Genomic DNA, 23,854 nt, shown 5'->3' with positions numbered 1-23,854 from the left:
CCCTTCCAATATGTACGGTTGAGTCCGTATCTTCATGGAGGGGCCAAGATGATTTATTCCTTAATTACTAGAAGCTGCAAATTTTGCCACCCTCGTTTATTTTGATAACATCGGTTTTGCCGATGTTTTTTTTTTGCATTTTTGTTTTTAACAGGAGTTTAAAATGGAAAACAAATTTATGGGGCGTTCATTGACGGTTATCGATGACTTATCAATCGATGAAAGAAAATACCTTTTTGACAAGACAAAGCGCTTAAAAAAAGCCATTCAAGAAGATGATCAAAAGGTTATGGATGAATTTAGAATTAACGACAAAGATTTCGGTATTTATGAGGTTTTTTTGGAACCCAGTACCCGCACAAAGGAATCATTTAGGAATGCAGCCAAATTTCATCAAGTAAAGTTAAGTGATTTAGCCGCTGAATCTTCCTCTTTTAACAAGGGAGAAAGCTATGCCGACACCTTTAATACTCTTGCCGGATATCAAAACAGCATTTTTATCGTACGCAGCAAGGTAGAGGGGGTATGCCGCTGGCTTGAAGATGAGGCTCAAGCCTTTTATCAAAGAAATAACTTAAAAAGAAAGCCTGCCTTTATAAACGCCGGAGACGGAAAGCATGAGCATCCTACTCAGGAGCTGCTTGACGAATTTACCTTTATCGAAGATAATAACTGGTCATTCGATAAGATTCACATAGCCTTAGTAGGCGACTTGTACCACGGAAGAACTGTACACTCAAAGGCCGACGGTCTTAAAATCTTTAAGTCCGTAAAGGTTGACCTTATAGCTCCTGCCGAACTTGCTATGCCTGAATATTACAAGGTCAGGATGCAGGAAAACGGCTTTACCGTAAGGGAATTTTCTTCGATAGAGGAATATCTGAGACAAGCCGATGTCGCTCTTATTTGGTACTTTACCCGCCCCCAGCTTGAAAGAATGGGTGAGCAGGTTTTAAAAAAGCAAGACGAGCTCCGCCGCTCCATAACTTTCCGAAAAGAATTTATCGAAAAACTTCCCGAAAATACCCGTTTTTATCATCCCCTCCCAAGACACCGCGTACATCCGACTATTCCCACTTTTTTGGATGCAACCCCCCTTAACGGTTGGGAAAGACAGTCCATAAACGGAATGTACGTAAGAATGGTTCTTCTTTCGATGATAGCAGGTAAAATAGGCGATGACTATAAGGGGCCTGAACCTAAATCTTGTGAACGTGTCGAAGATGAAGACTACATAGTTGAAGTTCCCATAAATAATTCCAAAGAAAGCAAGGTTGAAACCTTTTCCGAAGGTGTACGCCCTATACAAAACGGAATAGTTATTGACCATATTTGCCGAGGAGATAAGCCCTCAGTAATAAGACATCACATGTCCAAGATTATAAATGTTATGGGACTTGAAGAAGGCAAGGGCGGCGAATGGGTATCCACTTCTACAAAAGATAAGGGAACTTTCAAGGGAATTATTTTCCGACCGGGAGAGTATAAGTTTTCGAGGGCGGATTTAAAGAGGCTGTCTGCCGTTGCTTCGAGCTGCACCCTTAACCTAATAAAAGACGGAAAAATTCAGTCAAAGTATAGGACGCACCTTCCTCCGCGTATTTATAATTTTGAAGATTTAATTTGCAAGAACGAGGCCTGTATTTCACATCCGGCTCAATCCGAAGGCGTCCCCGCCATTTTTTACCGCACTATAGACAACAGATATGCCTGCCAATATTGCGGAACAATCCATACCTTTAAAGAAATATGGGGCGAAAAAAAGAACTAAAATCTATATCCGTTCCTATCGTTTTGAAGCTTTATAGCTTCTGCGATAGGAATAGGTTTTTGAAAAGCATATCCCTGTCCGTAATCGACACCTATATCTTTTAAGATTGAAACTATTTTGTCGGTCTCCGCATACTCGCCTATTGTGTAAAGACCTAAATGGTAGCACATATCTCTCATTGTCTTAACCATAGAAAAATCTATGTAGTCTTTATCTATGGACTTTATAAAAGACCCGTCAATTTTTACGTAATCTATCGGAAGAGTCTTTAAATATGGGAAAGAAGAAAAGCCTTTTCCAAAATCATCCAATGAAAAAGAGAAGCCTTGTTTTCTCAATTCGGTAACAAATGTTGATGTCGCTTCCAAGTTTCTCACTGCACAGCTTTCCGTTATTTCAAAGCAGAAGTTATGAGCCGGTACATTTAATGTTTTACGGCTCTCAGCTATGAATTCTACAAGGTCATTTGAAAAAAACGAGTCTGCCGAAATATTAATTGAAAATATTGCATCTTCGTTTAAGTCCCCTTTACTTGTGGCTTCTGCAAAAAAGGCAAAAGCATTTCTTATAACCCACTTATCTACTTCATATATTAGATTATATCTTTCGGCTATAGGAATAAAGACATCGGGCATAATAATATGATCATCATTAGTTTTAAGCCTTATTAAAATTTCATACTTGGGACGGTGAAGCAAATCATTTAGAGGCATAATTGCCTGTGCGTATAAAACGAAATTATCCTCTTTAAGAGCCTTTTGGATTGTATTTAACCAAAATGAAATATTTCCTCTGGAGAAGCCTGTTATTCCTGAAGACAATAAAAGTTCGTAACATCCTCCTCCTTTTCTAAAGGCGATAGAGCAAGCATCATATGCATTCGATATTATTTCTTGAGAGCTCTGAGGTATTTTAGGAATATTTACAATGCCGACACTTATGGAGATAGTCAATTTTTTTTCGTTCCAAGTAAAGTATTCGCTATTTATTTTATCGATAAGGGTTTGTGTGAACCGACATACTTCTTCCTCGTTTCCGAAATAAAAGATTGAAAATTCGTCCCCTATGACATGCATAAAAGAGTCTTCGGGAATATTAAATGATTTTATATGAGCTAAAATCATAGAATATATGTGCTGTATTAGGGCATTTCCTGCATAATAGCCCCAAAGCTGGTTTATAGTTTTAAACTTATCTATATCCAAATATAAGAGATAGACCTCTTCATCGGCATTCATGTTGATAATTATGTTATCTATTTTTTGAGTCAGAGTGGTTGAATTTAGGGTAAAATTTGCTTCTCCCTGAAGATTCGATTTTGCATTTTTCACTACGGAATTAAAACTCTTTGCAATTCTTGCAAGTTCGTGATTTTGCCTATCTAAAAAATCAAACTTAATAAGCTCATTGTTTTTCGCGGCTTTTTCCAGTCTGTTTGTAATAGTTTCTATGGGTGAAGCTACTTTTTTTGCTATTAGGAAAGATAGGATACTTACGAAGACAATAAAGATACATGCAAATAATATTGCTCTGAATTTTAGACCGTTTATAGGACGATAAAAATCCGATGCAGGTATTGTAAAACCGACCGTCCAGCCGGTAGTTTCTGACTGTGCAAAGTAAAAGAACCTTTCAACTCCGTCATAATCTTTTACTATGGGTAAGCTTCTGTTATAGCCGTCATCGATTTTTAATTTGGCTATATATTCTATAAAATCTATACCGCCTTCAATATTGTAAATCTCCGTAAAATTATCAAGATTGAATTGATATTTTTCATTAGGATGAGATAATATGCGGTAATCTTTCCCTATTAAAAAAGCATAACCCCCGTCTTCATTTTTAAATTTTTCTATAAGAGATAAAAGTTCCTTTATTCTTATTTCGCCTAAAAAGACTCCATCAACTCCGCTTTTTGTAGTAAATTGTTTTACAATGGAAAACGCTATTGAGTCAGGGCGGGAGCTTATGCTGTGATACGGATTGGTTATGATTGTTTCTTTAGTACTTTTTGCTTCAATGTACCAAGGCCTTTTTCGCGAGTCATAAAAAGCCGGAGGAACCCAATTTTGACCGTTTGCAAAAAGTCCTGTTTCGTAAAATACAGCATAATCGGTTTCAGGGTTGAGTCTATTCAAGTTTGCCAAAAAATCGGTACATTTTTCATAATCGGTAATGTCCATATAAATCAGGGTATCTATGGTTTGCTCTATAACGGTTTTTTTTTCAATAAGCCATTCATCTATCTCTTGGGCTATAAGCTTAGCCTTTAATTTATTCTTATTGTTGAGATTTGTTGAAAAAATATTTGCCGCATAAAAAAAGTTAAAAAATACTGAAATAATTATAAGAGCACTAAATACTATTGCATTTGAGAGAACAATTTTCTGCTTTAATCTCATGCCTCCCTCCTTCAACCGGATGCTAAAATTTATGCATAAATCTATATAATTGATTTAAAATAGATATGCTGTATTGTTCTTGCTGAAATATAACTAAATTTCAAACTAAAAGTTACTTGTTTTTCTTTATTATCTTTACAAAGTAAAATTGTTGATATTTATCTAAAGACTCATCTTAAAAACAATTGGAGGTGTATTTTTTTAATAACTTATTCAAATCTTTTATAAGCTCATCATGGCGCCCTGCTATTATCGTTAAGTCTTCTTGGCTGATATCATCTGTAAGAAATAGTTCATAAGGAGTGGTATTGAGTGCATCTGTTATTTTTGATAAGGTTGCGGCGGACACCCATTTTTGTTTGTTTTCGATTGCATTAATAAATGCAATTGACACATCAGCCCTTAGAGCCAATTCCATCTGAGAGATTTCCAATTTATGCCGAATTCTTCTTATATTTTTAGCTAAAATAGATTCATAATCATAACTCATAATTAATAATACCTCCAAAATTTGATGACAGCAAAGAGCTAATGGTGTAATAAAATATTCTATCAGTTGAAGATCTGAATCTTAACTAATGGATAATTTAAACTTTGTAGAAGAATTAGATAGCTATCTTGAAAATAAGAGTAATTTTTGATAATATAGAACGTGTTAATTTTATCCAATTTAATTCAGCATATAAAGGAATTCTTCTACTCCTTGTTTTACTTGAGTGAAGAAGAGATAAGCTCCCAAAATGCCCTGCGCAATATTGTTCAGGAACTAAAGCAGTGTAAGTACCCTGTATACCGTAATGATAATACCGTCTTAGCCGGGTTACCGATGATTATCTATGAGATTTATAGGATAAGTTTGCCCTTCAAAAATATTTTGCAAGAGACCATATGCTCCAATGATATCAGGCTTTCAGGAGTTTTTTTAGATAACCTGGTAGAGTCTTCATTTTCGGATAATCAAAAAATTCTAAAGGAAAATCTGTCTTTTAGCAGCCGTATGGAAAAGATTTCGGATCTGATGAGGGAGGATTTTGACCAAAAACTTAAGGACCAAACAAACGAATTCGATGAGCTTATATTTTCCTTGACCGATCCTGCTTTTAAATCTGTAGATGCTAAAATAAATAAACTGTTTGCGTTTTTTGATTTTTGCAGTTTTAAATTTAATACTTTTTTTGCTTATTTTGACCCCAGTTTTAATACGATTGTAAATACGGATTCTGTGAGAGATCATTATAACTTTGAAAATGTAGATGGAATGGCTGTTCTTCAAGAGATTCTTGATTTGGATTATCTTATTCGGAATATATCTGTAGATGAACAGCTGGTAGATGGAATCTTGTTTTTAAATTCCGTCCTTCCACAAGATAAGCAGCTTGATGAGGTTTATATAAAAAAGAATTTAAAGAATTTTTTCTCAAAGCTTGAAAATAGTCTGGGTAAGGATACGCTAAAAAATATTGCGAAATTGATTAAAAAGGATCCTAAGTTTGAAGATAAAACAAAGGCGCCGCGTGTTTTTTCGGAAATAGAAGAGTACAAAGCTCGCTTTACTACGAATTTTAGTGCAGATACAAAAAAAATACTTAAACTAAGGCAGGATGTCCAAATGTCATCGCTTATCAGCGGTTTATTTGGAGATATTGAAATCCTCAAGCTGGATGTCTATAACGAAGACTTGAACAGCAAAATTCAAGCTTTAACCGGCCTTTCATTAGATTGGATAAAACCCTTGGAAATTTTAAAAACATATACAAAAAATTTCTTTCAGCCTTCGATAGAGCCTTTTTTGAGGGAGCTTTTAGTAGAGGGGCTTCTTGAAGATAAAAAAATGAAGTCCGACTTTGCGGCAAATTATTATTATTGCTCGGCTGTTGCAGACAAAATAGATGAACTGGAAAAAGTAATGTATGGTAAGAATGAGTCTTCAGTAGAACTTATAAGAGGTTATTTAACAAGAATTGAGGCCGGCGGTGATTTTGAAAGACCTTTATCAAAAATTATCGACGAGATTAACCTTCGTGCAAAGAAATTTTTGGAAGACTCAGGCAAGCACTATTTGGACCTTCTTAAATTTTGTAAGTTAATAATAAAGGATACGTATCGACCGGTACCCGAAAATGTACATAATATAACGACAATGATAAATTCCACAAAAAATAAAGAAAGATTCGCTGTTTTTGCAAATGGAATGGAGAATTTTGAAAAAATGATCGAACTTTTAAAAAGATATGTTGTTATCGATATATCGGAGCTAAATGAAAAGGCTGGTAAAAATTATGAAAACAACTCCAAATGAAAAATTATTAAAAAAGGCATTGCACTCATGCAATAATAAAAAATATGCCGATAAAATTCTTCATCAGGAAAAAGAAATATTTGATTTAAAACAACTGCTGCAAATTTCAAAAAGTTTAAATTCTGTTTTGGAATTTGACCGTCTTATTGAAGCAATATTATATATAGTTATGGCTCAGCTAAAAACCCTCGGAGCCGCAATTTTTACAAAAAAATCCTTTGATGATAACCTTTTTGTATTAAATAGGGACCATTACGGTTTTGATATAATCCGCGATGCTCAATATTCTATAAATGTAGATCATCCGCTTATAAATTTTTTGGATAAATCCGATTCGGGATGCACTCCCGATGAGATAAGTAAGAACATAAAAACGGATAAGATAGTAAAAGACTTATTCAGTCTTAGCCCTTCTTTTTTTGTACCCCTAAAAGCAAAAAATAGGATGATAGGCTTTTTGCTTTTAGGTGAAAAAATGGAAAGTTCCCATCAATTTACGGATTATGAAAAAAACATTATAGAAAACATAGCTTCCTTAGCTGCTATAGCCATAAACAATTCTCAGCTTTTAGAAATGACTACAACCGACATAATGACTCACCTAAAACTAAAGCATTATTTTTTTACTCTGTTGATGGAGCATTTGTATACTATAAATTCTTCAGGCGAAAAAAAAGAAACTCTTTCAATTTTGATGATTGATATAGACTTTTTTAAGAATATAAACGATACCTATGGTCATGCTGCCGGAGATATTGTTTTAGAAGAGGTTGCAAAAATTATAAAATCATGTACAAGGAATGCAGATACGGCTGCAAGGTATGGCGGAGAAGAATTTATAGTAATGCTTAACAATACTTCGGCTAGCGCTGCTATGGCTGTAGCCGAAAGAATAAGAAAATCCGTAGAAGAGAAGTCCATTATGTACGACGGTAAAAAAATTAATGTAACTATTTCCATAGGGGTATCAAGTTATAACTTTGATCTTGAGTCGGCAAAGTCTATAGTTGAAAGAGCTGACAAGGCCCTATACGAATCCAAGCAAAACGGACGGAATCGTGTAACATTATCCAAAAATAACTTGCCTAAAGCTTAATAATTTTCGATATTTTATAGTATGAAGTATTTAAGAAAACCTTTTAAATATACATATAAGAATGCCGTACTTATCATAGCCCTGATAAATGCCGGTGTTTTTGTTTTTACAAGTCTTTTTAGAAATTTAAGTGCATATTTAGGCCTTGTACCTATTCTTGTAGTGGAAGCACAAACTTATTGGCAGTTTTTCACTTATCAATTTGTCCATGGGGACTTTTTTCATTTGGCATTTAATATGCTCGCCTTATTCTTTTTTGGTGTTCCCGTAGAACGCAAGATTGGAACAAAGGAATTTATACTTTATTATCTTTTGATAGGGACAATTGGTGGGATCTTGAGCTTTTTGGTATATGCTGCAACAGGCTTTTATACTATTACCCTTATAGGTGCATCAGGAGCAATTTTTGGAGTTTTACTTTTATATGCAGTGCTTTATCCCAATTCTGTGATCTACATTTGGGGTGTGATTCCCGTGCCGGCCCCTCTTTTGATTTTAGGTTATGCCGTAATCGAGTTAATAAGCATTTTTTCCATAGGTGACGGAGTAGCTCATTTGACGCATTTTATAGGACTCATTGCAGGCTGGGTATATATAAGAATCCGTTTCGGAATAAAACCGCTTAAAGTCTGGAATTCAACGGGGCGGTAAAACTGTCCGATAATTAGGCTATGAGAAAGTTCATTGCGGTCCTTCTGTTTTTTATAAGTTTTTACCTATATGCGGATACTTATTCCGGATCTTCCGATAGCGATGCTTTGATTGTAAGAGCTCCTGTGTGGGTATTTGTAGAAGAAGCACCCAAAGGAATCGATGATGAGAATAAGGCTAAATTTACTCCGCCTAAGGAGGCTTTGCTTGAGCTTTCAGCCTATATTTTATCAGGCATGACCTACGGTTTAAACTTTGTATATACTCCTTTAGACAAAAAACGTAATGTAGAGGAGTACTTTGAGCTTGAGCCTGTTTTTAAACCAAGTACCGAAAATATAAAAATTACGGATGTAAGGGTTAAATATCCTTATTGCTATTCTTGGGCCGAATACGGTATCCCCGAATCCTATGCAGGGCATTTTAAACTTTGGACAAAAAATGCTCATAAGACAATAAAGGGAAGGGGAAAGGGAGACCGATTTGATGAGCTTGAAGGGGTCTATGCCGCTTATACCGAGGCGGTAAAAAATGCCGTACGGGAGTATGCGAGAACCTTTTTAAAAAATAAACCTAAGGAAATCAGAGGGGCTGTTTTGATCAAGTCTCCTCCACGCCTTTTTGTAGAATCGGGCTTTTTTAAGGCGGAGCTTGAACTTTATATCCAAATAGATGAAATCATAAAATATACGGTTTTTTAACTTATGAAATTGATATCGGCACCCATGGCTGCAATAACTCATTCCGCTTTTAGAAGGCTCGCAGCCTGCTTTAAGGAACCTGATGAGTATTTTTCGGAAATGATACATGCTCCCTCGGCCATTTCAGGAGGAGGTTTTGAAAAATGGTATTTTAGAGCAAATCCGTCGCCTGAAAAACTTGTTTGGCAGATTACAAGCCCTGATGAAAAGTCCGCTGCTGCTTGTGTTCCTCTTTTGCTTCAATACGGAGGTTTCGGGATTGACCTGAATATGGGCTGCTGTGCTCCGCAGATTGTAAATACCGGAGCCGGTTTTGCGTGGATGAAAAAACCGCTTTCAGAGACGGCCTCATTGGTAAGCAAGGTCAAAAAAGCCGTCCTGTTGTATGATGAGCAAAAGGCTGGGCCGCAAACGGAGCCTATCCGCCTTAGTGTAAAACTGCGCTTAGGCGAAGAAGAAAACTATGATAGGCTTTTATCCTTTTGTAAGATGCTTGTTTCGGAAGGAGTAGACTTGATTACCCTCCACCCCCGTACCCAAAAGCAAAAATATTCAAGGCCCTGTAAACATGAGTACACAGCCCGCCTTGCCTCCGATTTAAGTGTTCCCGTTTACGGTAACGGAGATATAAATTCCCTTGAAACCTTAGAAAAAATCGCCTCAAAATATCCGTGTGCAGGCTGGATGATAGGAAGGGCTGCCGTGCAAAAGCCTTGGATTTTTTATGAACTTTCAAAAGGTATTTTAAAAAACGGAACAGCCGAAGATAAGGACGAAAAAATCGAAATAGATTTATTAAAAACAGCGGAACTCTTTTTAAGTTTTTTAAGGGAAGAGCAGCCTCAAGAGTTTTACCTTACAAGGGCTCAAAGGTTTTTTGCTTTTTTTTGCGATAATTTCAGCTTTGCCCACCACATAAAAAGCAAGGTTCTAAATTGCAAAAATCTTGAAGATATGTTTCACAGTTTAAGTGACTATTTTGAAGAAGTACCCGAAGACAGGCTCATAAGGGTTTAATTTTTTTTATGTAAGTATTCTAATAATACATATTCATAATTCAGTGTTTTTTCATCAGTTTTTCTTCATAAAAGATTGAAGGCTTTTCAATTTCGGAGTTAAGCTTCTTTAAGCCTTTTTCTTCAAGAAGAGTTTTTTCGCCCGAAAAAAGAGAACGGCCGAGGCCTAAGCCCTTTGCATTGAATTCGATACCCATACTTTCTACGACTGTGGGGAAAAGATCGAATGTCGTAAACAGCCGGTTTTTGTTTTTATCAGTTGTCTTTGCAGAATTTATAAAAGCATTGTAGGGATGTCTGTCTTTTAATTTGACGGTCGGCAGGTATAAATCTCCGCCCATATATAAGTGATCCCCTAAAATGACTATTGTGGTGTTTTTATAAAAGTCTTGAGTTTTAGCCCATTCTACAAAATCATAGGCTTTTTTTGATGCCCCGGCGTATACGTTGTGTATTTTTTCAAAATAAAGCTTGGGGCATTTTTCATCGGCATAACCGTGGGGAGAGTGTGTATCGGCAGTAAAGAAAATATAGGCAAAAGGTTTATCTTCTTTTGAAAGCTTTGTAAGGTCTTCCCGTGCAAATTGATAGAGCTTTTCGTCTTCAAAGCCCCACCATACACTGTAGCCTTGAGGAATTCTTCCGTTTTCAACAAAGTAAGAATAATCCTGAATCTTAAAATTTTTATGACCGGTCAAAAAGTTTCCCAAACAGCCGAATTCTTTGTCTTCTGCCATACTGAACACCAGATTGTAACCGTTATCATATAAAAGGTCTCCGAGTCCGTAACCTCCTTCCATAAACCTGTCGATTTTTATTGAGGCGGTACTCAGGGATGAAATTTTTAAAGAAGACGAATCAAAAGAAGGAAGATTTAAAATTAACGGGACTCCCATGTTGAGGGAAGTAAGGGATGCTATGGAATGTGATGTTCCCATAACTTGGGTCCCTCCGCCCAACTTTTCACAGTGGCTGAATGAAAGATTTTGTTCGGCTATCCCGCGTAATTCGGGAATAAGATCGTAACGGGATAAGCCTCCGAATTCTTTTGATGTAGCAGTTATTTCCATCGATTCAAGGTAGAGGATTATAAGGTTTCTCTTTTTTTGAGGAAAATGAAATTCTACCTTTGAAGGGTCTATATAGTTAGTTTCATAAAGGTCCGTTGGGGGGCTTAATTTATAATAAATATATTGAATGTACCCGAATTTATATTGGCTGTAGCCTAAAAAAATACAAATGTAAATTAAAATATAAAGGCGGGGCCTTCTTATCAAAACGGGGAAGATGCGGTAAGTCTTTCCTTTCTTTGTTTTTAAAACAAGTTTTACTTCTTTTAGGATTAAAACAAGATTTATCAATGATAGGATTATCGGAATTACAAGGGCTTTTAGATAAAAACTTAAAAGGATCTCACTGCTTGTACCGTCAATGGGCGTTACGGCAGTAAAGATAAGCTGATCTATCTGGGCATGAGGGAAAACTCCCAAAAGCCAAATTATTAACATTATAAGAAAAGAATATAAAAGTACGAAGAGGCTGCCTAAAAAAGCCAGCTTTTTCTTTTCTTTTTTATTTGTGAATTCAATTTTTTCCCGTATAAACATAGCACATCTTCAAGTTAAAAAATTATCCCGTATATTTGTCGAAATATCCCTGTATAAATATTATAGGGGTTCCCTTGTCCCCGCTTCCCGATGTAAGGTCTGAAAGTGAACCGATTAGGTCGATAAGCCGCCGCGGGGTCGTTCCCTGAGATTCCATAGAGTCTATATGGGAGGCGGTTTCTTTTTGATGTTTTTCGATATATTCTGCGATTTTTTTCTTTTGCTCTTCTTCGCTAAGGCCTTTGAAGTTGTTGTCTGCCAAATACTTTAACTTTACCTCATTGGGTTTGCCTTCGAGTCCCTTTGTATAAGCAGGCGAAACAACCGGATCGGCAAGCTCCCAAATTTTCCCTATCGGGTCCTTAAAGGCTCCGTCTCCATAAACCATAACCTCGATGGTTTTTCCTGTTTTTTCTTTTATTATAGCCTGTATCTTATCGACAATAACTTGTGCATTATGGGGAAAGAGTTTTACTCTATCTTCCCCGGACTTATTGGAACCCAGAAGCCCGTAATCCGAATTAAAGCCGCTTCCATTTACCGGACTGCTTAAAATATCGTCGAGGCCTAAAACGGTCTTTGCTCCGGCCTTTTTTAAAAGTTTTTTTGTTCTATTCCGCGTATGAATATCGCAGGCTAAAACCGAATCGGTGTATTCTATTATTTTTTTCGGATCATTGGAGAGGATTACAAAGGATTCGGGATTATGTTTTTTGATTATCGAATCATAATATTCTATATAATCCATTCCCGTGAATTTATGCTTGTGGTCTCCGAATTTGCTTCTAAATTCTTCTCTTGTAAAGGAATTTGTCCATGGGTTTACATCGGAGTCTTCAAAAACATCCGGGTCAATCAAGTGATTGCCTACTTCATCGCTGGGATAGCTTAACATGATGATGAGTTTGTTTTTTGAGCGGGCTATGCCTTCCAAACAAACCGAAAAACGGTTACGGCTCAAAATCGGAAAAATTAGGCCTATACATGAGTTCCCGAATTTTGCCTTTATGTCGGCTGCTATATCGTCGGCTGTTGCATAGTTCCCCTGTGCACGGGCAACTATGGACTCAGTAACGGAAAGAATATCTCTGTCTTTTATTGTAAAGTTCTCAGCTTTTGCGGCATTTAAAAGAGTTTCGGCTGCAATGGAGGCTATGTCATCCCCCTCGCGGATTATCGGAGCAATTAAGCCTCGCGATATAGTTCCTACAAATTTCTTCATTTTGAACCTCAGAAAAGTATTATAGGTTCTTTTTTTTTGTTTGTCAATAAGTTTTAAGTAAGGCTCTTTTATGTAACTTTTTGTATTTTAATCTGTATTTTAAGGTAAATGGTAAATTGAAATAAAGGCTTTTTCTAAAGCCCTTATTTTAAATACCGATAAATTTAGGAGATACCTATTTTTATTTTTGGAGGGGGGTATGAGTTATAATAGTCAGGCTGCAGCAGCTTACAAAGAAACAAGTGTTAAAACGGCAAGTCCGGGTTCTCTTATTCTTATGCTTTATACTGAGGGGATAAAAGAAATAAATCTGGCAATTTCAAAGATGCGTGTGCCTAAGATTCCTGCAAAGGATATAGAAGCCATCAATAATCACATAATTAAGGCTCAAGAGATTATAACGGAGCTTATGGCAGCCTTAGATATGGATATAGGCGGAGAAATAGCTGCAAATCTTCTTTCAATTTATTCATATTTTAATCAACAGCTTTTAACTGCAAATCTAAAAAAAGACTATAAACCCTTGTTGGATGTAAGCTCTATGATGCAGGAATTATATGACGTATGGAAGCAAATTCTTGAATCTCAGCCCGTACCTCAAAGGTCTGAGGTTTCCGTAGGCGTAAACATAGCCGGATAAGGAGATTCTTATGAAGCAAGTATTAAGCCGACAAGAAATCGATCAGAGGGTGGCTGTTCTCAAGAGGTTTAAAGCTCTTTTACAAGAGCAAAGAAAAAAATTCAGCGATTATCTTGTTGTTCTTGAAACACAGGAACGCAGTATTAATGAGGAAAATATAGATGCTCTTGTGCATCACACGGAGTTGGAGCAGTCGATAATAGGGGATATTTTTACAATTCAAAAGGTAATAGACCCGATAGAAGAAATGTACCGTTTAGGTATGCCCGATAAGGACGATACCGAGGTTGTAAGGCTTAAATCCGATCTTAACAAACTTCAATCCCAAGTAATTGATCAAAACCAAAAAAATAGAGAGCTTTTGCAGTCCAGAATGGCCGATTTACGCCAAGAGATGATATCTATAAAGCCGGACTATCGATACTCCAAACAAGCTCTTTCAAAGCAAGAAATTTCTGCAAGTTTGGTGGATATCAGCATTTAATTCTTAGCTTTTAAGTATTCAATATCTTCTTTTATGGTCTTAGCCCTAAAAGAATTAGGAGCTTTTTTTAAGGCTTCTTCAAGATATCCCAGTATCGTTTTTATTGGAGCATTCGGCAGTCGGGAATAAAATGAAGCTATATTGCACAAGGTAAGCTGCTCTTCTTCGGGGCTTAAAAAACCCGTTTCTAAAATCTTTTTTAATTCTGCTATTATTTCCGTATATTTTTGCTGTTTAAATAATGGTTCGATGTTTAGGCTGGTTCTGGCAAGTAGAAATGAGCCTACTAAGCCGCTTTCATTTGAAGGGTCGCTTGCTATGCCCTCATCAAAAAACTGCCTATATTTTTCGGAATCAACAAGATAAATTTTTTCAAAAAATGCGTTTATAGCTTTTATTTTTTCGGGGCCGTTTACCTCATTGATGTTTTTTCGTAAATTTTCTACGGTTAGCCTCTTTTCCTTTAGTTTATTCAAATGGTCTAAAAATGAAGAAGGGGTATTAATCTGCTCAGGAATCAGATCAGAATGGTAGACGTCTCCATGTTCATTAATCAAGCAAAGATAGGGTACTTGAGTAATATTATAATCGGAAAAAAGAATATAGTTTTTTTCCAATTGGACCGAATCAGCCGAGCCGGCTTCTTTTACTATATCTATATTATAAAAAATAAAATCCTTATTTATCTTTGAAAATAAGCTGTCCGTAAAAACATTTTCCAATAAGTTTTTACTTTGCGGATCCGTATCGGAGGCGCTAAAAAACATGAGGCCTTGCTTTTTTGATAAGGCTATGTCCTTTTCGATAGTTGAACCGTCTGTTTTCCAATTCTTTTGTATGCTTGAACAGCTTGTAAGAAACAGAACAAAAAAGACAAACAGACAAATTTTCATAAAGTTTATAGATTTCATATTAACTCCCGCAAAACAAATTCTATTTTAGCATTCTAAACAAACTTAGAATAAAAGGCAAGGCCGTTTTTACCGAAATGTAGAGTAAAAAGCCGTAAGCTCCGATTTGAAGGATAGAACCTATCAGGGCTATAATTCTTTCTTTTCCCTTTAATTTGTAAAAAAGACTCGTTCTTCCGGCCCATGCCAAATATCCCGAAGCGATTATCGGAATACTCATGCCTACGGACATAGCTATTACTGCAAAGATCCCTAAGGCTAAGAGATTTAGGCTTACGGCTAAGACCAAAACAAGCATGGCCGCCGGACAGGGATAAATACCGCTTAATAAGATTGCTCCAAGTTTAAGCTTTTTATGGTTTGAATCCTTTTTTGTATTTATATCCTTTACCGCATCGATTATTCCGTAAAGGGATAAAATTATTAAGATTAAAAAAGAAGCACCCTCCATATATATCATTGCATCATTTGAGCGTGAGAGGATGGCTCCGGAAAGGCCCTTGAAAATCATCATTAGGACTATGGCTGCTCCTCCATGCATTCCTGCCAAAGCAAGGCCTGTAAAAAGAGGCTCTAAGCGTTTTGATTCTTTTGTAAGGTAAAAAGAGAAGATAATGGTTTTACGGTGTCCCGGACCTGCCGCATGTACCAAGCCGTATAAAAATGAAAGGGCCAGAATGGACAATAAAACAGCAAAATTTTTATTTTCTTTCCAAGCGTTTATATAGTCTCCCAGCTTTTGGTTTAAAATACGCTGCCCCTTTAAAATATTTTCTGAAGGCTGTCCCTGATATACGGGTGTAGGTGAATTTTTTTTCCCCGTAAAGGGATTTGCAGACAGCTTTGCAGATAGCAAGGCGAGATTAAGAATAAAAAGAATAACAAAAATACCTTTTTTTTTCATAAGCGTTTTAAAACCTGATTCTTACCTCTTTTGGATAATAGGTATTAAGGCCGGGAGCCCACTTATAATATATTCTATTATCATCCATCGCTCCCAGAGGGTCATAGTAAACGGGATAGTTTTTATTTTCGATAATGGAGTATGAGGGGCTTATTAGACTCTTGTCATATATGAATTTTGCGGCCGTATTTTCAGGATAGGTAATATCGCAAAAGAAAGTATAATCGTAACAGGCTAAAAAAATTTCCTGCCCCTTAAACCCGCTTAAATCTATAAAAAAGCGGTAACTTACAATCCCCTTATTTTGCCAAACGGAAAAGGAAGCCTTTTCAATATGTTCGGGACTTGTACGCTTTTCTCCCTGCCTGATAAATGTAAAATAGTAATAATTTTCAGTATAACTAAAAGCATTTTCGTATACATCAGCTGTTTCCGCTGCACTAAATACACCATCTCCGTTTAAGTCATAACCGCTTATAATATCCGCACTAAAAAATCTATCAAAGGTCCATGTAACATAGGCTCCTTTTAAGGTTTTTCCTGCAAAAATGACTTCAAGAGAGCTGGTAAACCACATATGAGGGTGAGAAAAGGATTGAAAATTTATCAAAACTAAAAAGGTAAATAACAGTATATTTTTTTTTGATCTTAACATATTTCTATCTTGCCGCCGGAACATAAAGTTAGAACAAATATTCTTTTGATATGATACAAAAAAGTTCTTGTTTTGTCAAAGGAAATAGTGTATAATATGAAATATGAATAAACGAATACATGTAACAGGAACTATTACTTCCTCAAAAGAAGATTATCTCGAGCGGATTTACGACTTATCTTTGATTGATGAGCAGGTAAGATCAATTGATGTTGCAAGGGCATTGAATGTTTCTCGGGCAAGTGTTAATAAATCGCTTGGAGGACTAAAAGAGGACGGATATATTGAACAAGAACCTTATGGAACAATAACCTTAACAAAAAAAGGCAGAGCCATAGCAAAAGATGTCCGTACCAGACACAATGCGCTTAGAACTTTTTTAACTCAAGTTCTTAAAGTAGATTACGAAATTGCGGATGTTGATGCCTGTGAAATGGAACATGCAATAAGCAAGCATACCGCAGATAAGCTTTATGCCTATTTAAAAAAACTTGGCATAACGGAAGATGATGCCGGCAAATAGTTTATCTTACTTGCCACTTTCCTCCGATATTGACCACACGCTTTGAGGGCAAAGAAAGGATTCGTCCGTCTTCTCCCAATAAGGAAACCATTTGGGTAAGAAGGTTTACCTCGGTAATCTTAAAGGTTGTGCCGTCATATGGGAATCTTGCGCCTTCAGGCGGCATTAATCTTCTAGCTTCTGCATACCAATCATATTCATAAGAGAGGCAGCATAATAACCTTCCGCACTGTCCCGATATTTTTGATGAATTGAGCGATAGGTTTTGTTCCTTTGCCATTTTTATAGAAACAGGTTTGAGTTTATCGGTTACGTTATGACAGCAATAGGGCCGTCCGCAGCAGCCGAGGCCTCCTATAATGCGGGATTCATCTCTAACGCCTATTTGTCTTAATTCAACTCTTATTTTAAAGACGGAAACAAGATCTTTGACCAATTTTCTAAAATCAATCCGAGTATCGGCACTGAAAAAGAACAATACCTTAGGTTCATCAAGTAAAAAATGGCAGCCTATAAACTTCATTTCCAGGTTATTTAAGGCAACCTTTTCTTTAAAAATCTTGGCAGCTTCTTTTTCTTTTTTGTTGTTTTCCTCTAAGATAATCTCTTCTTCAGCATTTATTTTTCGAATAATTTTTACAACCTCATCTGGATTGGCATTGATGGGAGCCTTGACAGGACCTCCGAAGCGGGCTGCATCATTACCGTACCGTGTAGGCACAAGAACAAAGTCGCCCGTCTTAAATTCTTGATGTTCATCAGCTGTCGCATAAAAGCTTTCTTTTGAGTAATCCAAATTAAGCTCATATAGGGGTTGAGGAAAATCGTTGGGATTTGAGCTCATTTTTACAGGTCTTTGATCTTTATCTTCAAGAGATTCAATATCTTCTATATTTTCGTTAATATCATAATCCATTATTGCCCCGCTATGTAGTCAAGTTGACTAAAAGACCTTTTATTTCATCCAGTTTAGCTAAGATTTGCAGTTTTTCAAGTTGATTAAATAAAAGTTCCTGTGTTAGTTTGTCTATTTTTTCATCAATGACTTTTACTATTACATAATTACGCTGTTTTAGCGGATTTAAACCGCCTGAAGTCACCGCTTTTACATTAAGTGAATGTTGAAGTGCAAAGTTTACAAAGCTTTTGACTGCTTTTTTATATTTGTTTATTGTTTCCTCATTTACGTTCTCGGCCAGATTAGCCCCGCTGGAATAAACCTCATCCTGTAAGACGGCCAAAATATCGTCTACAGCTTTTTTTCTTTCTTCAGGATTAAGACCTTCCAGTTTTTTTTCGTAATAGGATTCCTCAGACTCCTGAATATTGCTATCCAAAATTGTATCTAAAAAAGTTTTTTGCTTTTTTACTTTGGTATTTTCCGTTTTTCGTGTTTGATTTTTTTGAATGTGCGAATCTTTGGCTATTAGAGGCGCGGCGGTATTAAGAGCGGAAACATAGTTGCTTGTATCCACGGAGTTTCCCATAATTTAACCTCACCTGGAATGTACAAGAGCAGAAGCCGCAAGGCCCTGTCTGTTTTTGTATTCTTTTTCCGCCTTTTCAAATTCGGCCTGATTATCTATGGCAAAGCAGTAGCCGTGTAAAAATACATCATCATCTAAACGTATTTTTTTTGTCAAAACCGAGCCTAAAATAAGGCCTGTTGACAGGACGATCACACTTTCCGGAGCTATAACATCGCCTTGAACCATTCCGCCTATGGTTATCGACTTGGCATGTACGTTTCCTCGGACTCTTGCATTCTCTGCAATTATAACTCTTCCGGGGGTTTTTATGTCTCCGTTTATATCTCCGTCTACACGTAAAAATCCGGGTACGCTTAAGCTTCCGTTTACAAAGGTTCCCGGGCCTATGATTGTGTTTATGGAAATATCGTCAATAAAATCAGCCATGACTATTTTTTTCTTCCGGTATTTTTTATGTTAAGATATTTCATAGGATCTACAACATCGGAACCTATGTGAACCTCATAGTGTAAGTGGGGGCCTGTAGATATACCTGTGTTGCCTATATAGCCTATGACCTGACCCTTTTGCACATGCTGTCCTCGTGTAACCCTAAATGAGCTTAGGTGAGCGTATCTTGTAAAGAAACCATGCTTATGCTTAATAATAATATAGTTACCCCAGCCCGGATCCGTTTCTACCGTAATAACCTGTCCGTCAGCCGTAGCCATAATCGGATCGCCTGAACGGCCTGTTGCAAGGTCTATACCGGTATGAATATACCATTGGCCGGTAAAAGGATGGCGGTTTTGACCAAAGGCCATCGTGATATGCCCGATGCCGCCCTTAATGGGCCAAAGACTCGGAATATCCGAAAAGAGGGCTGTTTGAGTGTCCATCAGCTTTGCCATTTCCTGTACGGGTTGAATGGTGTCCTGTAAATAGGCTGAAAGTTTTTTAAGCTCGCTTACTTCTCTTGCCGTTCCTTGGGCCTGTTCTTGGACATTAAACAGGAGTGAAAGGTCGCTTGAATCATCGTTTTCTGTACCTGTTTCCATAATGGACTGTAAACCCAAAGATGTTAATGTAGAAGAAAGAGTGGATTGAAAATTCTTTGCATTTTTTAAAAGGTCATTGGTTTCATTTTTTAAAACATTAAGGCTGGCTTGAGTTTTACGTGTTTCTTCCTTTAGGTTGGCCAGTTTTCTGGCAGAAGCTACAGATTCGGCTGCAAACCAAAAAAATGAAGCTAAAATACCTACAAGCAAAACCGAAACAAAAACAATCGAAAAAATACTTGCCTGAAAATTTACGATCCTCTTTTGAGAATGCGGAACAACCATTACGGTAAGCTTTTTGCGTCCGCCGTTGATGAATTTCATTACACCCTTGGATACGCTTGTACAAAAAGCCTTAAAAAGCTCATTAAAATAGCGTACCAAGTTGTTTTCTGCCCGTTTATATGTTCGTGTTCTTGACACTTTAAACTCCTCTTCTGACTATACCATAATTAAATAATAAAAAGTACAGATTAAAATTCCAAAAATTAAAGGTATTGTCTTTTTTTTATCGGCTTTTTAAACCAAATTATTTAGCACACAACCGACACAATATTATACAATAAGTAAGATTTTTTGTAAAGTGCTAAAAAATTATATAATCCGAATTGTGTACAAAGAATTGAAAATGTGCTATAATCCCTTATCTTTTTAGATGAATTTCGGAGTAAATATGGATATCAAAAGCATTATAAAAAATCTTCATCCTCTTGAGATTAAGGTTTTAAAAAATTTTAAAATAGGCGAGTATCTTGATAACAAAAAACTTGAGCTTAAACTTTCGTATAAAGAAGGCCATGCAAATCAGGTTTTTTCGTGGCTTAAGATGAAGGGCTTAATAAAAGAAACCGACCGCAAAAAACACATATTTTTTGAACTTACAAATATCGGGACAGATTTTGCCGAACGCGGTACTCCGGAACAAAGAATTTTACAGCTTTTAAAAGAAAAAGGCGAACTGAAGCTTCCTGAAATTGCTGAAGCCCTTAATTTGGAAAATAAGGATGTAGGTTCGGCCTTTGGTGTTCTTTCAAAAGAAGGTGCCGTCAAGATGAATGAAGAAAAAAGGGCTTCCTTTGTGCAAGAACCGCAATCAAAACGCTTTAAGATAACCGTCGAATTGTTGAAAAAAGGCCTTAAAACTGAAGGTCATATCATAGCTGAAGAAGATCTTGATGATGAAGAACGCGAGATTATCAACTCAATTTCAAAAAAACGCGGAGCTGCCGACAGTCCCTATAAGATTGTAGAGCGGGATTCGGTTGTTTACGGGTTTACTGACGATGTCCCTTCTCTTCAAAAAGAGCTTGAAGCAGAGGGCATTACAGGCGATGAAACAGGACAGCTTACAGCCGAGAGCTTAAAAACCGGAAGCTGGAAAAATCAAACATTCAGAAGCTACAATATAAATCTTCCTCCTGCCCGTATAATTTCGGGAAGAACCAATCCCTATTGCGACTTTTTGGAGAGCGTAAAGGACAAACTCGTAGGTTTGGGCTTTGAAGAATTTGACGGACCTCTCGTAGAAACGGATTTTTGGAACTCGGATGCCCTTTTTATGCCCCAATTCCATGCAGCCCGCGATATTCATGACGTTTACTACATAAAAAATCCGACTCATGCAAAGAGCATTGAGGAACCCTTTTTATCCCGCGTTGCCGAAGTCCACGAGACAGGGGGAAAAACAGGAAGCCGAGGCTGGAATTATTCTTTTGACAGGAATTTTACAAAACGCCTTTTGCTTAGAAGTCAAGGCACGGTTCTTTCCGCTCATCAGCTTGCAAAGGCAAAAATACCCGGCAAGTATTTCGGCATAGCCCGATGTTTCCGGTACGATAAGGTGGATGCTACCCATCTGTCGGACTTTTATCAAACCGAAGGAATAGTTTTAGGCAATGAGGTTAATTTAAAAACCTTGTTAGGTATCCTCAAAATGTTTGCCGTCGAAATAGCAGGCGCTACCGAGGTTAAATATGTCGGCGGCTACTTCCCCTTTACCGAACCTTCGATTGAAGTGCATATAAAACACCCTGTTTTAGGCTGGTTCGAGCTTGGCGGCTCAGGCATCCTTCGCCCCGAAGTATCCAGAACAATGGGTGTTGATGTCCCCGTATTGGCCTGGGGAATAGGCATTGACCGAATGGCCCTCATGGCTCTTGGCTTAAACGATTTGCGAGAGCTTTTCAGCTCGGATATTGAGGGAGTCAGGCTCAGAAAGTAAAAAAAACCATCGGAGGACGGAATCTTCCGATGGGGATAAAACTTTGCCTGATAAAAACAGGTCTTGCAGTTAAGTTTACTTTATCTTTTTGGGTATAAAGCGTTTTCTTAATGCAGCTGCTTTAGTACCTTGTGCAATAGATGTGCCGGGTTTTTTATCCACAATTTGATAATCTAATGCAAGGGCTTCAGTATTAATTTCTGCAAGCATGTCTATAACAGCTCCTGCAGGTATATGTCTAGTTTTTAATTCATTCTCAAGCGCGTTTATAAACTTTTCATAATGTGCTTTTTGTGCAGTATTCATTTTGAAAGTACAAGAAGTAAACAACAAAGCGGACACTGCCAACAAAAACAATACTGTAAAAATTTTTTTATTTTTCATAAATAACTCCTTATAAAAACTTTTTGCAAGTGTTTATACAACCATACTATACTACACTATACGTACTGTCAAGAGCCCGCATATTCTCTATATCTTTTTGAAATATATATCCCTTAAATATAGACAAATAATAAAAAACAATTAAAATATAGGTTAGATAAAATTCATTTAGGAGAAGATGTATGGAATGGTGGAATAAAAGGGTTTTTTATCAGATATATCCCAGAAGTTTTTGTGATGCAAACAATGACGGGATGGGGGACATTCAGGGTATTATCTCAAAATTGCCTTATTTAAAGGAACTGGGTATAGGGGCAATTTGGCTTTCTCCCGTAACCGCATCCTCCGATTATGATAACGGCTATGATGTTTCCGATTATTGCGATATCAACCCCAAATTCGGCACAATGGATGACTTTAAGTCTCTATTAAAAGAAGCGGATAAACTGGATATAAAAATTGTGATGGACTTGGTTATAAACCATACAAGCGATCAGCATAGGTGGTTTATCGAATCTAAAAATCCCGAATCTCCCTACCATAATTATTATGTTTGGAAAGAGCCTAGGCTTGTAAAGGGTAAAAAGCTGCCTCCCAATAATTGGGACAGCCTTTTTTTAGGTTCTGCATGGAAGTATTGTGAAGAAAACGGCCTCTATTATCTTCACCTTTTTACCGAAAATCAGCCGGATCTAAACTATAACAATCCCGCGGTTACTGAAGAAGTAAAAAAGATATTGAAGTTTTGGCTGGATATGGGTGTTGCGGGCTTCCGCTGCGATGTTATAAACTGTATTTATAAAACCTCTTACGAGGATGCAAAAAAAAGAAGGATTAAAACAGGCAAAGAGTTTTATCTTTCTCAAAAGGGATGCCATGATATTCTAAAAGAATTAAATAGAGATGTCCTAAAACCCTACAATGCCTTTACAGTAGGCGAAACTATGGACGTTTCTTTAGAAGAAGCTAAAGATTTTATTCAGGACGAATTGACTCTTGTTTTTCCTTTTGAACATCACACCGGGGTAGACTGCTGGTTTCAAATTCCGGTTTTAAAACGGAAATATAAGCCTTTCCGAATGATTAAAATCTTAAAAAAATGGCAGACTAAAATGCCATGGACTCCTCTTTTCTTTGAAAATCACGATCAGGCACGTTCTGTTTCGCGGTTTGGGGATGAGGGAAAATACTACAAAGAAAGCGTCAAAATGCTTGCAACCGTGCTTTTGACCCAAAAAGGAACCCCCTTTATTTATCAAGGGCAGGAAATTGGGCTTACTAATACCGATTTTAAAAGCATGGATGAAATCGACGATATAGCCACAAAGAATATTTATGACACTCTCCGCCGTCTTAAATTCGGTAAAAAACGGGCCTTTAAAATGACAATGAACTATGCCCGGGACCATGCAAGAACTCCCATACCGTGGGATGATTCCGAAAACGGGGGCTTTTGTACCGTAAAGCCTTGGCTGCGGCTTAACGAAAAATATAAAGAAATAAATGTAAAGAAGAATCTATCGGAATCCGATTCCTGCTTTAATTATTATAAGAAACTGATAGCCTTAAGAAACGAGGAAGAAGTCTTACAGCTCGGCGATATAGAATTTGCGGATTTGGGAAAGGATATTTTTGCATATTATCGCAAAAAAGGCGATAAAACTTTTTTTATTGTTTCCAATATGTCAGGCAAGGCTCAGAAGATAAGGGAAGAGGTCAGAGGTCTTCCGATTCTATTTAATTATAGAAACTTTAACCCTCAACAGAAGATTTTACGTCCCTTTGAGTCTGTAATTACAAGAATTTAGGGTATCTCTAAAAAACTTATTGGATTTTAAGA

The 23,854-nt window shown here is 36.9% G+C and carries 23 protein-coding genes; 11 read left to right on the top strand and 12 right to left on the bottom strand.

Translation table 11 applies throughout. From position 1 onward, the window contains the following. Nucleotides 1–163 precede the first annotated feature (163 nt). Complete coding sequence (locus TDE_RS00645) at nucleotides 164–1,771, top strand: bifunctional aspartate carbamoyltransferase catalytic subunit/aspartate carbamoyltransferase regulatory subunit (protein ID WP_002666669.1); 1,608 nt, start codon at nucleotides 164–166, stop codon at nucleotides 1,769–1,771. Here the strand turns inward: TDE_RS00645 and TDE_RS00640 are convergent. Next, the gene (locus TDE_RS00640) at nucleotides 1,768–4,173 is read right to left on the bottom strand and encodes an EAL domain-containing protein (RefSeq protein WP_002680994.1); all 2,406 of its coding nucleotides are present in this window, start codon (nucleotides 4,171–4,173) and stop codon (nucleotides 1,768–1,770) included. The two genes, TDE_RS00645 and TDE_RS00640, sit on opposite strands and share 4 nt — an antisense overlap. 175 nt (nucleotides 4,174–4,348) lie before the next feature. Further along, a complete protein-coding gene (locus TDE_RS00635) occupies nucleotides 4,349–4,663 on the bottom strand; it encodes a helix-turn-helix domain-containing protein (protein WP_002673197.1) in 315 nt (104 codons plus the stop codon). 162 nt (nucleotides 4,664–4,825) lie between these two features. Between TDE_RS00635 and TDE_RS00630 the strand changes: the two genes are divergently transcribed. The 5 genes from TDE_RS00630 to TDE_RS00610 are packed head-to-tail and all read left to right on the top strand — an operon-like array spanning nucleotide 4,826 to nucleotide 9,937. Next, on the top strand, nucleotides 4,826–6,472 hold the full coding sequence (locus TDE_RS00630) for a hypothetical protein (protein ID WP_002680987.1): 1,647 nt from the start codon (nucleotides 4,826–4,828) through the stop codon (nucleotides 6,470–6,472). Next, entirely contained in the window at nucleotides 6,432–7,568 is a 1,137-nt protein-coding gene (gene dgcA, locus TDE_RS00625; RefSeq protein ID WP_002680985.1) for a diguanylate cyclase DgcA, read from the top strand. The genes TDE_RS00630 and dgcA overlap by 41 nt, the downstream gene beginning before the upstream one ends. Before the next feature lie 21 nt (nucleotides 7,569–7,589). Further along, on the top strand, nucleotides 7,590–8,219 hold the full coding sequence (locus TDE_RS00620; RefSeq protein WP_002666681.1) for a rhomboid family intramembrane serine protease: 630 nt from the start codon (nucleotides 7,590–7,592) through the stop codon (nucleotides 8,217–8,219). A 20-nt stretch (nucleotides 8,220–8,239) separates the two neighbouring features. Then, nucleotides 8,240–8,920 carry a hypothetical protein gene (locus TDE_RS00615; protein ID WP_002666686.1) on the top strand — a complete coding sequence of 227 codons (681 nt, stop codon included), beginning with the start codon at nucleotides 8,240–8,242 and terminating at the stop codon, nucleotides 8,918–8,920. A gap of 3 nt (nucleotides 8,921–8,923) precedes the next feature. Continuing rightward, nucleotides 8,924–9,937: a tRNA-dihydrouridine synthase family protein gene (locus TDE_RS00610; protein WP_002680981.1), complete on the top strand. Its 1,014-nt coding sequence runs from the start codon at nucleotides 8,924–8,926 to the stop codon at nucleotides 9,935–9,937. 40 nt (nucleotides 9,938–9,977) lie between these two features. Here the strand turns inward: TDE_RS00610 and TDE_RS00605 are convergent, their stop codons facing one another. Continuing rightward, nucleotides 9,978–11,543, bottom strand: a complete 1,566-nt coding sequence (locus TDE_RS00605; RefSeq protein ID WP_002680980.1) for an LTA synthase family protein — start codon at nucleotides 11,541–11,543, stop codon at nucleotides 9,978–9,980. A 22-nt stretch (nucleotides 11,544–11,565) separates the two neighbouring features. Continuing rightward, nucleotides 11,566–12,765, bottom strand: coding sequence for a coenzyme F420-0:L-glutamate ligase (locus tag TDE_RS00600; RefSeq protein WP_002666702.1), 1,200 nt, complete (start codon nucleotides 12,763–12,765; stop codon nucleotides 11,566–11,568). A gap of 199 nt (nucleotides 12,766–12,964) precedes the next feature. Between TDE_RS00600 and fliS the strand changes: the two genes are divergently transcribed. Then, nucleotides 12,965–13,405 carry a flagellar export chaperone FliS gene (gene fliS / locus TDE_RS00595; protein WP_002666704.1) on the top strand — a complete coding sequence of 147 codons (441 nt, stop codon included), beginning with the start codon at nucleotides 12,965–12,967 and terminating at the stop codon, nucleotides 13,403–13,405. Between the two features lie 10 nt (nucleotides 13,406–13,415). Beyond that, complete coding sequence (locus TDE_RS00590; RefSeq protein ID WP_002680977.1) at nucleotides 13,416–13,889, top strand: hypothetical protein; 474 nt, start codon at nucleotides 13,416–13,418, stop codon at nucleotides 13,887–13,889. On the opposite strand, the gene TDE_RS00585 is transcribed toward TDE_RS00590, so the two are convergent. From TDE_RS00585 to TDE_RS00575, 3 genes are read right to left on the bottom strand one after another with little or no spacing between them, the layout of a single operon-like run. Further along, on the bottom strand, nucleotides 13,886–14,800 hold the full coding sequence (locus TDE_RS00585) for a tetratricopeptide repeat protein (protein WP_002680975.1): 915 nt from the start codon (nucleotides 14,798–14,800) through the stop codon (nucleotides 13,886–13,888). The two genes, TDE_RS00590 and TDE_RS00585, sit on opposite strands and share 4 nt — an antisense overlap. A 22-nt stretch (nucleotides 14,801–14,822) precedes the next feature. After that, entirely contained in the window at nucleotides 14,823–15,704 is an 882-nt protein-coding gene (locus tag TDE_RS00580; RefSeq protein ID WP_002673213.1) for a nickel/cobalt transporter, read from the bottom strand. A 7-nt stretch (nucleotides 15,705–15,711) separates the two neighbouring features. Next, entirely contained in the window at nucleotides 15,712–16,359 is a 648-nt protein-coding gene (locus tag TDE_RS00575) for a DUF1007 family protein (RefSeq protein ID WP_002691986.1), read from the bottom strand. Nucleotides 16,360–16,462: 103 nt separating this feature from the next. Here TDE_RS00575 and TDE_RS00570 point away from each other — a divergent pair, with 103 nt between their 5' ends. After that, nucleotides 16,463–16,882 carry a metal-dependent transcriptional regulator gene (locus TDE_RS00570; protein WP_002673217.1) on the top strand — a complete coding sequence of 140 codons (420 nt, stop codon included), beginning with the start codon at nucleotides 16,463–16,465 and terminating at the stop codon, nucleotides 16,880–16,882. A gap of 1 nt (nucleotide 16,883) precedes the next feature. On the opposite strand, the gene TDE_RS00565 is transcribed toward TDE_RS00570, so the two are convergent. Genes TDE_RS00565 through TDE_RS00550 form a run of 4 tightly spaced genes read right to left on the bottom strand, consistent with a single transcriptional unit; the run spans nucleotide 16,884 to nucleotide 19,832 of the window. After that, nucleotides 16,884–17,798 (bottom strand): PSP1 domain-containing protein, encoded by a 915-nt coding sequence (locus TDE_RS00565; protein WP_002680971.1) that lies wholly within the window; start codon nucleotides 17,796–17,798, stop codon nucleotides 16,884–16,886. Between the two features lie 10 nt (nucleotides 17,799–17,808). Continuing rightward, nucleotides 17,809–18,369, bottom strand: coding sequence for a YaaR family protein (locus TDE_RS00560; protein WP_002666717.1), 561 nt, complete (start codon nucleotides 18,367–18,369; stop codon nucleotides 17,809–17,811). Between the two features lie 9 nt (nucleotides 18,370–18,378). Continuing rightward, nucleotides 18,379–18,798, bottom strand: coding sequence for a bactofilin family protein (locus TDE_RS00555; protein ID WP_002680969.1), 420 nt, complete (start codon nucleotides 18,796–18,798; stop codon nucleotides 18,379–18,381). Nucleotides 18,799–18,800: 2 nt separating this feature from the next. Continuing rightward, nucleotides 18,801–19,832: a M23 family metallopeptidase gene (locus TDE_RS00550; RefSeq protein WP_002666722.1), complete on the bottom strand. Its 1,032-nt coding sequence runs from the start codon at nucleotides 19,830–19,832 to the stop codon at nucleotides 18,801–18,803. Nucleotides 19,833–20,082: 250 nt separating this feature from the next. Between TDE_RS00550 and TDE_RS00545 the strand changes: the two genes are divergently transcribed. Then, complete coding sequence (locus tag TDE_RS00545; RefSeq protein WP_002680967.1) at nucleotides 20,083–21,630, top strand: phenylalanine--tRNA ligase subunit alpha; 1,548 nt, start codon at nucleotides 20,083–20,085, stop codon at nucleotides 21,628–21,630. Between the two features lie 75 nt (nucleotides 21,631–21,705). Here the strand turns inward: TDE_RS00545 and TDE_RS00540 are convergent, their stop codons facing one another. Further along, nucleotides 21,706–22,014: a hypothetical protein gene (locus TDE_RS00540; protein ID WP_002680965.1), complete on the bottom strand. Its 309-nt coding sequence runs from the start codon at nucleotides 22,012–22,014 to the stop codon at nucleotides 21,706–21,708. Nucleotides 22,015–22,196: 182 nt separating this feature from the next. Here TDE_RS00540 and TDE_RS00535 point away from each other — a divergent pair, with 182 nt between their 5' ends. Continuing rightward, nucleotides 22,197–23,822: an alpha-glucosidase gene (locus tag TDE_RS00535; RefSeq protein WP_002680963.1), complete on the top strand. Its 1,626-nt coding sequence runs from the start codon at nucleotides 22,197–22,199 to the stop codon at nucleotides 23,820–23,822. Nucleotides 23,823–23,854: the final 32 nt, after the last annotated feature.

The organism is Treponema denticola ATCC 35405 (assembly GCF_000008185.1).
Classification (GTDB): Bacteria; Spirochaetota; Spirochaetia; order Treponematales; family Treponemataceae; genus Treponema_B; species Treponema_B denticola.
The sequence above is the reverse complement of the archived record's forward strand: the minus strand, read 5'-3'. Positions and strand labels throughout refer to the sequence as shown.

What these genes read in the sequence shown, in the direction of transcription:
- TDE_RS00645 (WP_002666669.1), top strand. Translation starts at nt 164, where the DNA reads ATGGAAAACAAATTTATGGGGCGTTCATTGACGGTTATCGATGACTTA.
- TDE_RS00640 (WP_002680994.1), bottom strand. Translation starts at nt 4,173, where the DNA reads ATGAGATTAAAGCAGAAAATTGTTCTCTCAAATGCAATAGTATTTAGT.
- TDE_RS00635 (WP_002673197.1), bottom strand. Translation starts at nt 4,663, where the DNA reads ATGAGTTATGATTATGAATCTATTTTAGCTAAAAATATAAGAAGAATT.
- dgcA (WP_002680985.1), top strand. Translation starts at nt 6,432, where the DNA reads ATGAAAAGGCTGGTAAAAATTATGAAAACAACTCCAAATGAAAAATTA.
- TDE_RS00620 (WP_002666681.1), top strand. Translation starts at nt 7,590, where the DNA reads ATGAAGTATTTAAGAAAACCTTTTAAATATACATATAAGAATGCCGTA.
- TDE_RS00615 (WP_002666686.1), top strand. Translation starts at nt 8,240, where the DNA reads ATGAGAAAGTTCATTGCGGTCCTTCTGTTTTTTATAAGTTTTTACCTA.
- TDE_RS00610 (WP_002680981.1), top strand. Translation starts at nt 8,924, where the DNA reads ATGAAATTGATATCGGCACCCATGGCTGCAATAACTCATTCCGCTTTT.
- TDE_RS00605 (WP_002680980.1), bottom strand. Translation starts at nt 11,543, where the DNA reads ATGTTTATACGGGAAAAAATTGAATTCACAAATAAAAAAGAAAAGAAA.
- TDE_RS00600 (WP_002666702.1), bottom strand. Translation starts at nt 12,765, where the DNA reads ATGAAGAAATTTGTAGGAACTATATCGCGAGGCTTAATTGCTCCGATA.
- fliS (WP_002666704.1), top strand. Translation starts at nt 12,965, where the DNA reads ATGAGTTATAATAGTCAGGCTGCAGCAGCTTACAAAGAAACAAGTGTT.
- TDE_RS00590 (WP_002680977.1), top strand. Translation starts at nt 13,416, where the DNA reads ATGAAGCAAGTATTAAGCCGACAAGAAATCGATCAGAGGGTGGCTGTT.
- TDE_RS00585 (WP_002680975.1), bottom strand. Translation starts at nt 14,800, where the DNA reads ATGAAATCTATAAACTTTATGAAAATTTGTCTGTTTGTCTTTTTTGTT.
- TDE_RS00580 (WP_002673213.1), bottom strand. Translation starts at nt 15,704, where the DNA reads ATGAAAAAAAAAGGTATTTTTGTTATTCTTTTTATTCTTAATCTCGCC.
- TDE_RS00575 (WP_002691986.1), bottom strand. Translation starts at nt 16,359, where the DNA reads ATGTTAAGATCAAAAAAAAATATACTGTTATTTACCTTTTTAGTTTTG.
- TDE_RS00570 (WP_002673217.1), top strand. Translation starts at nt 16,463, where the DNA reads ATGAATAAACGAATACATGTAACAGGAACTATTACTTCCTCAAAAGAA.
- TDE_RS00565 (WP_002680971.1), bottom strand. Translation starts at nt 17,798, where the DNA reads ATGGATTATGATATTAACGAAAATATAGAAGATATTGAATCTCTTGAA.
- TDE_RS00560 (WP_002666717.1), bottom strand. Translation starts at nt 18,369, where the DNA reads ATGGGAAACTCCGTGGATACAAGCAACTATGTTTCCGCTCTTAATACC.
- TDE_RS00555 (WP_002680969.1), bottom strand. Translation starts at nt 18,798, where the DNA reads ATGGCTGATTTTATTGACGATATTTCCATAAACACAATCATAGGCCCG.
- TDE_RS00545 (WP_002680967.1), top strand. Translation starts at nt 20,083, where the DNA reads ATGGATATCAAAAGCATTATAAAAAATCTTCATCCTCTTGAGATTAAG.
- TDE_RS00540 (WP_002680965.1), bottom strand. Translation starts at nt 22,014, where the DNA reads ATGAAAAATAAAAAAATTTTTACAGTATTGTTTTTGTTGGCAGTGTCC.
- TDE_RS00535 (WP_002680963.1), top strand. Translation starts at nt 22,197, where the DNA reads ATGGAATGGTGGAATAAAAGGGTTTTTTATCAGATATATCCCAGAAGT.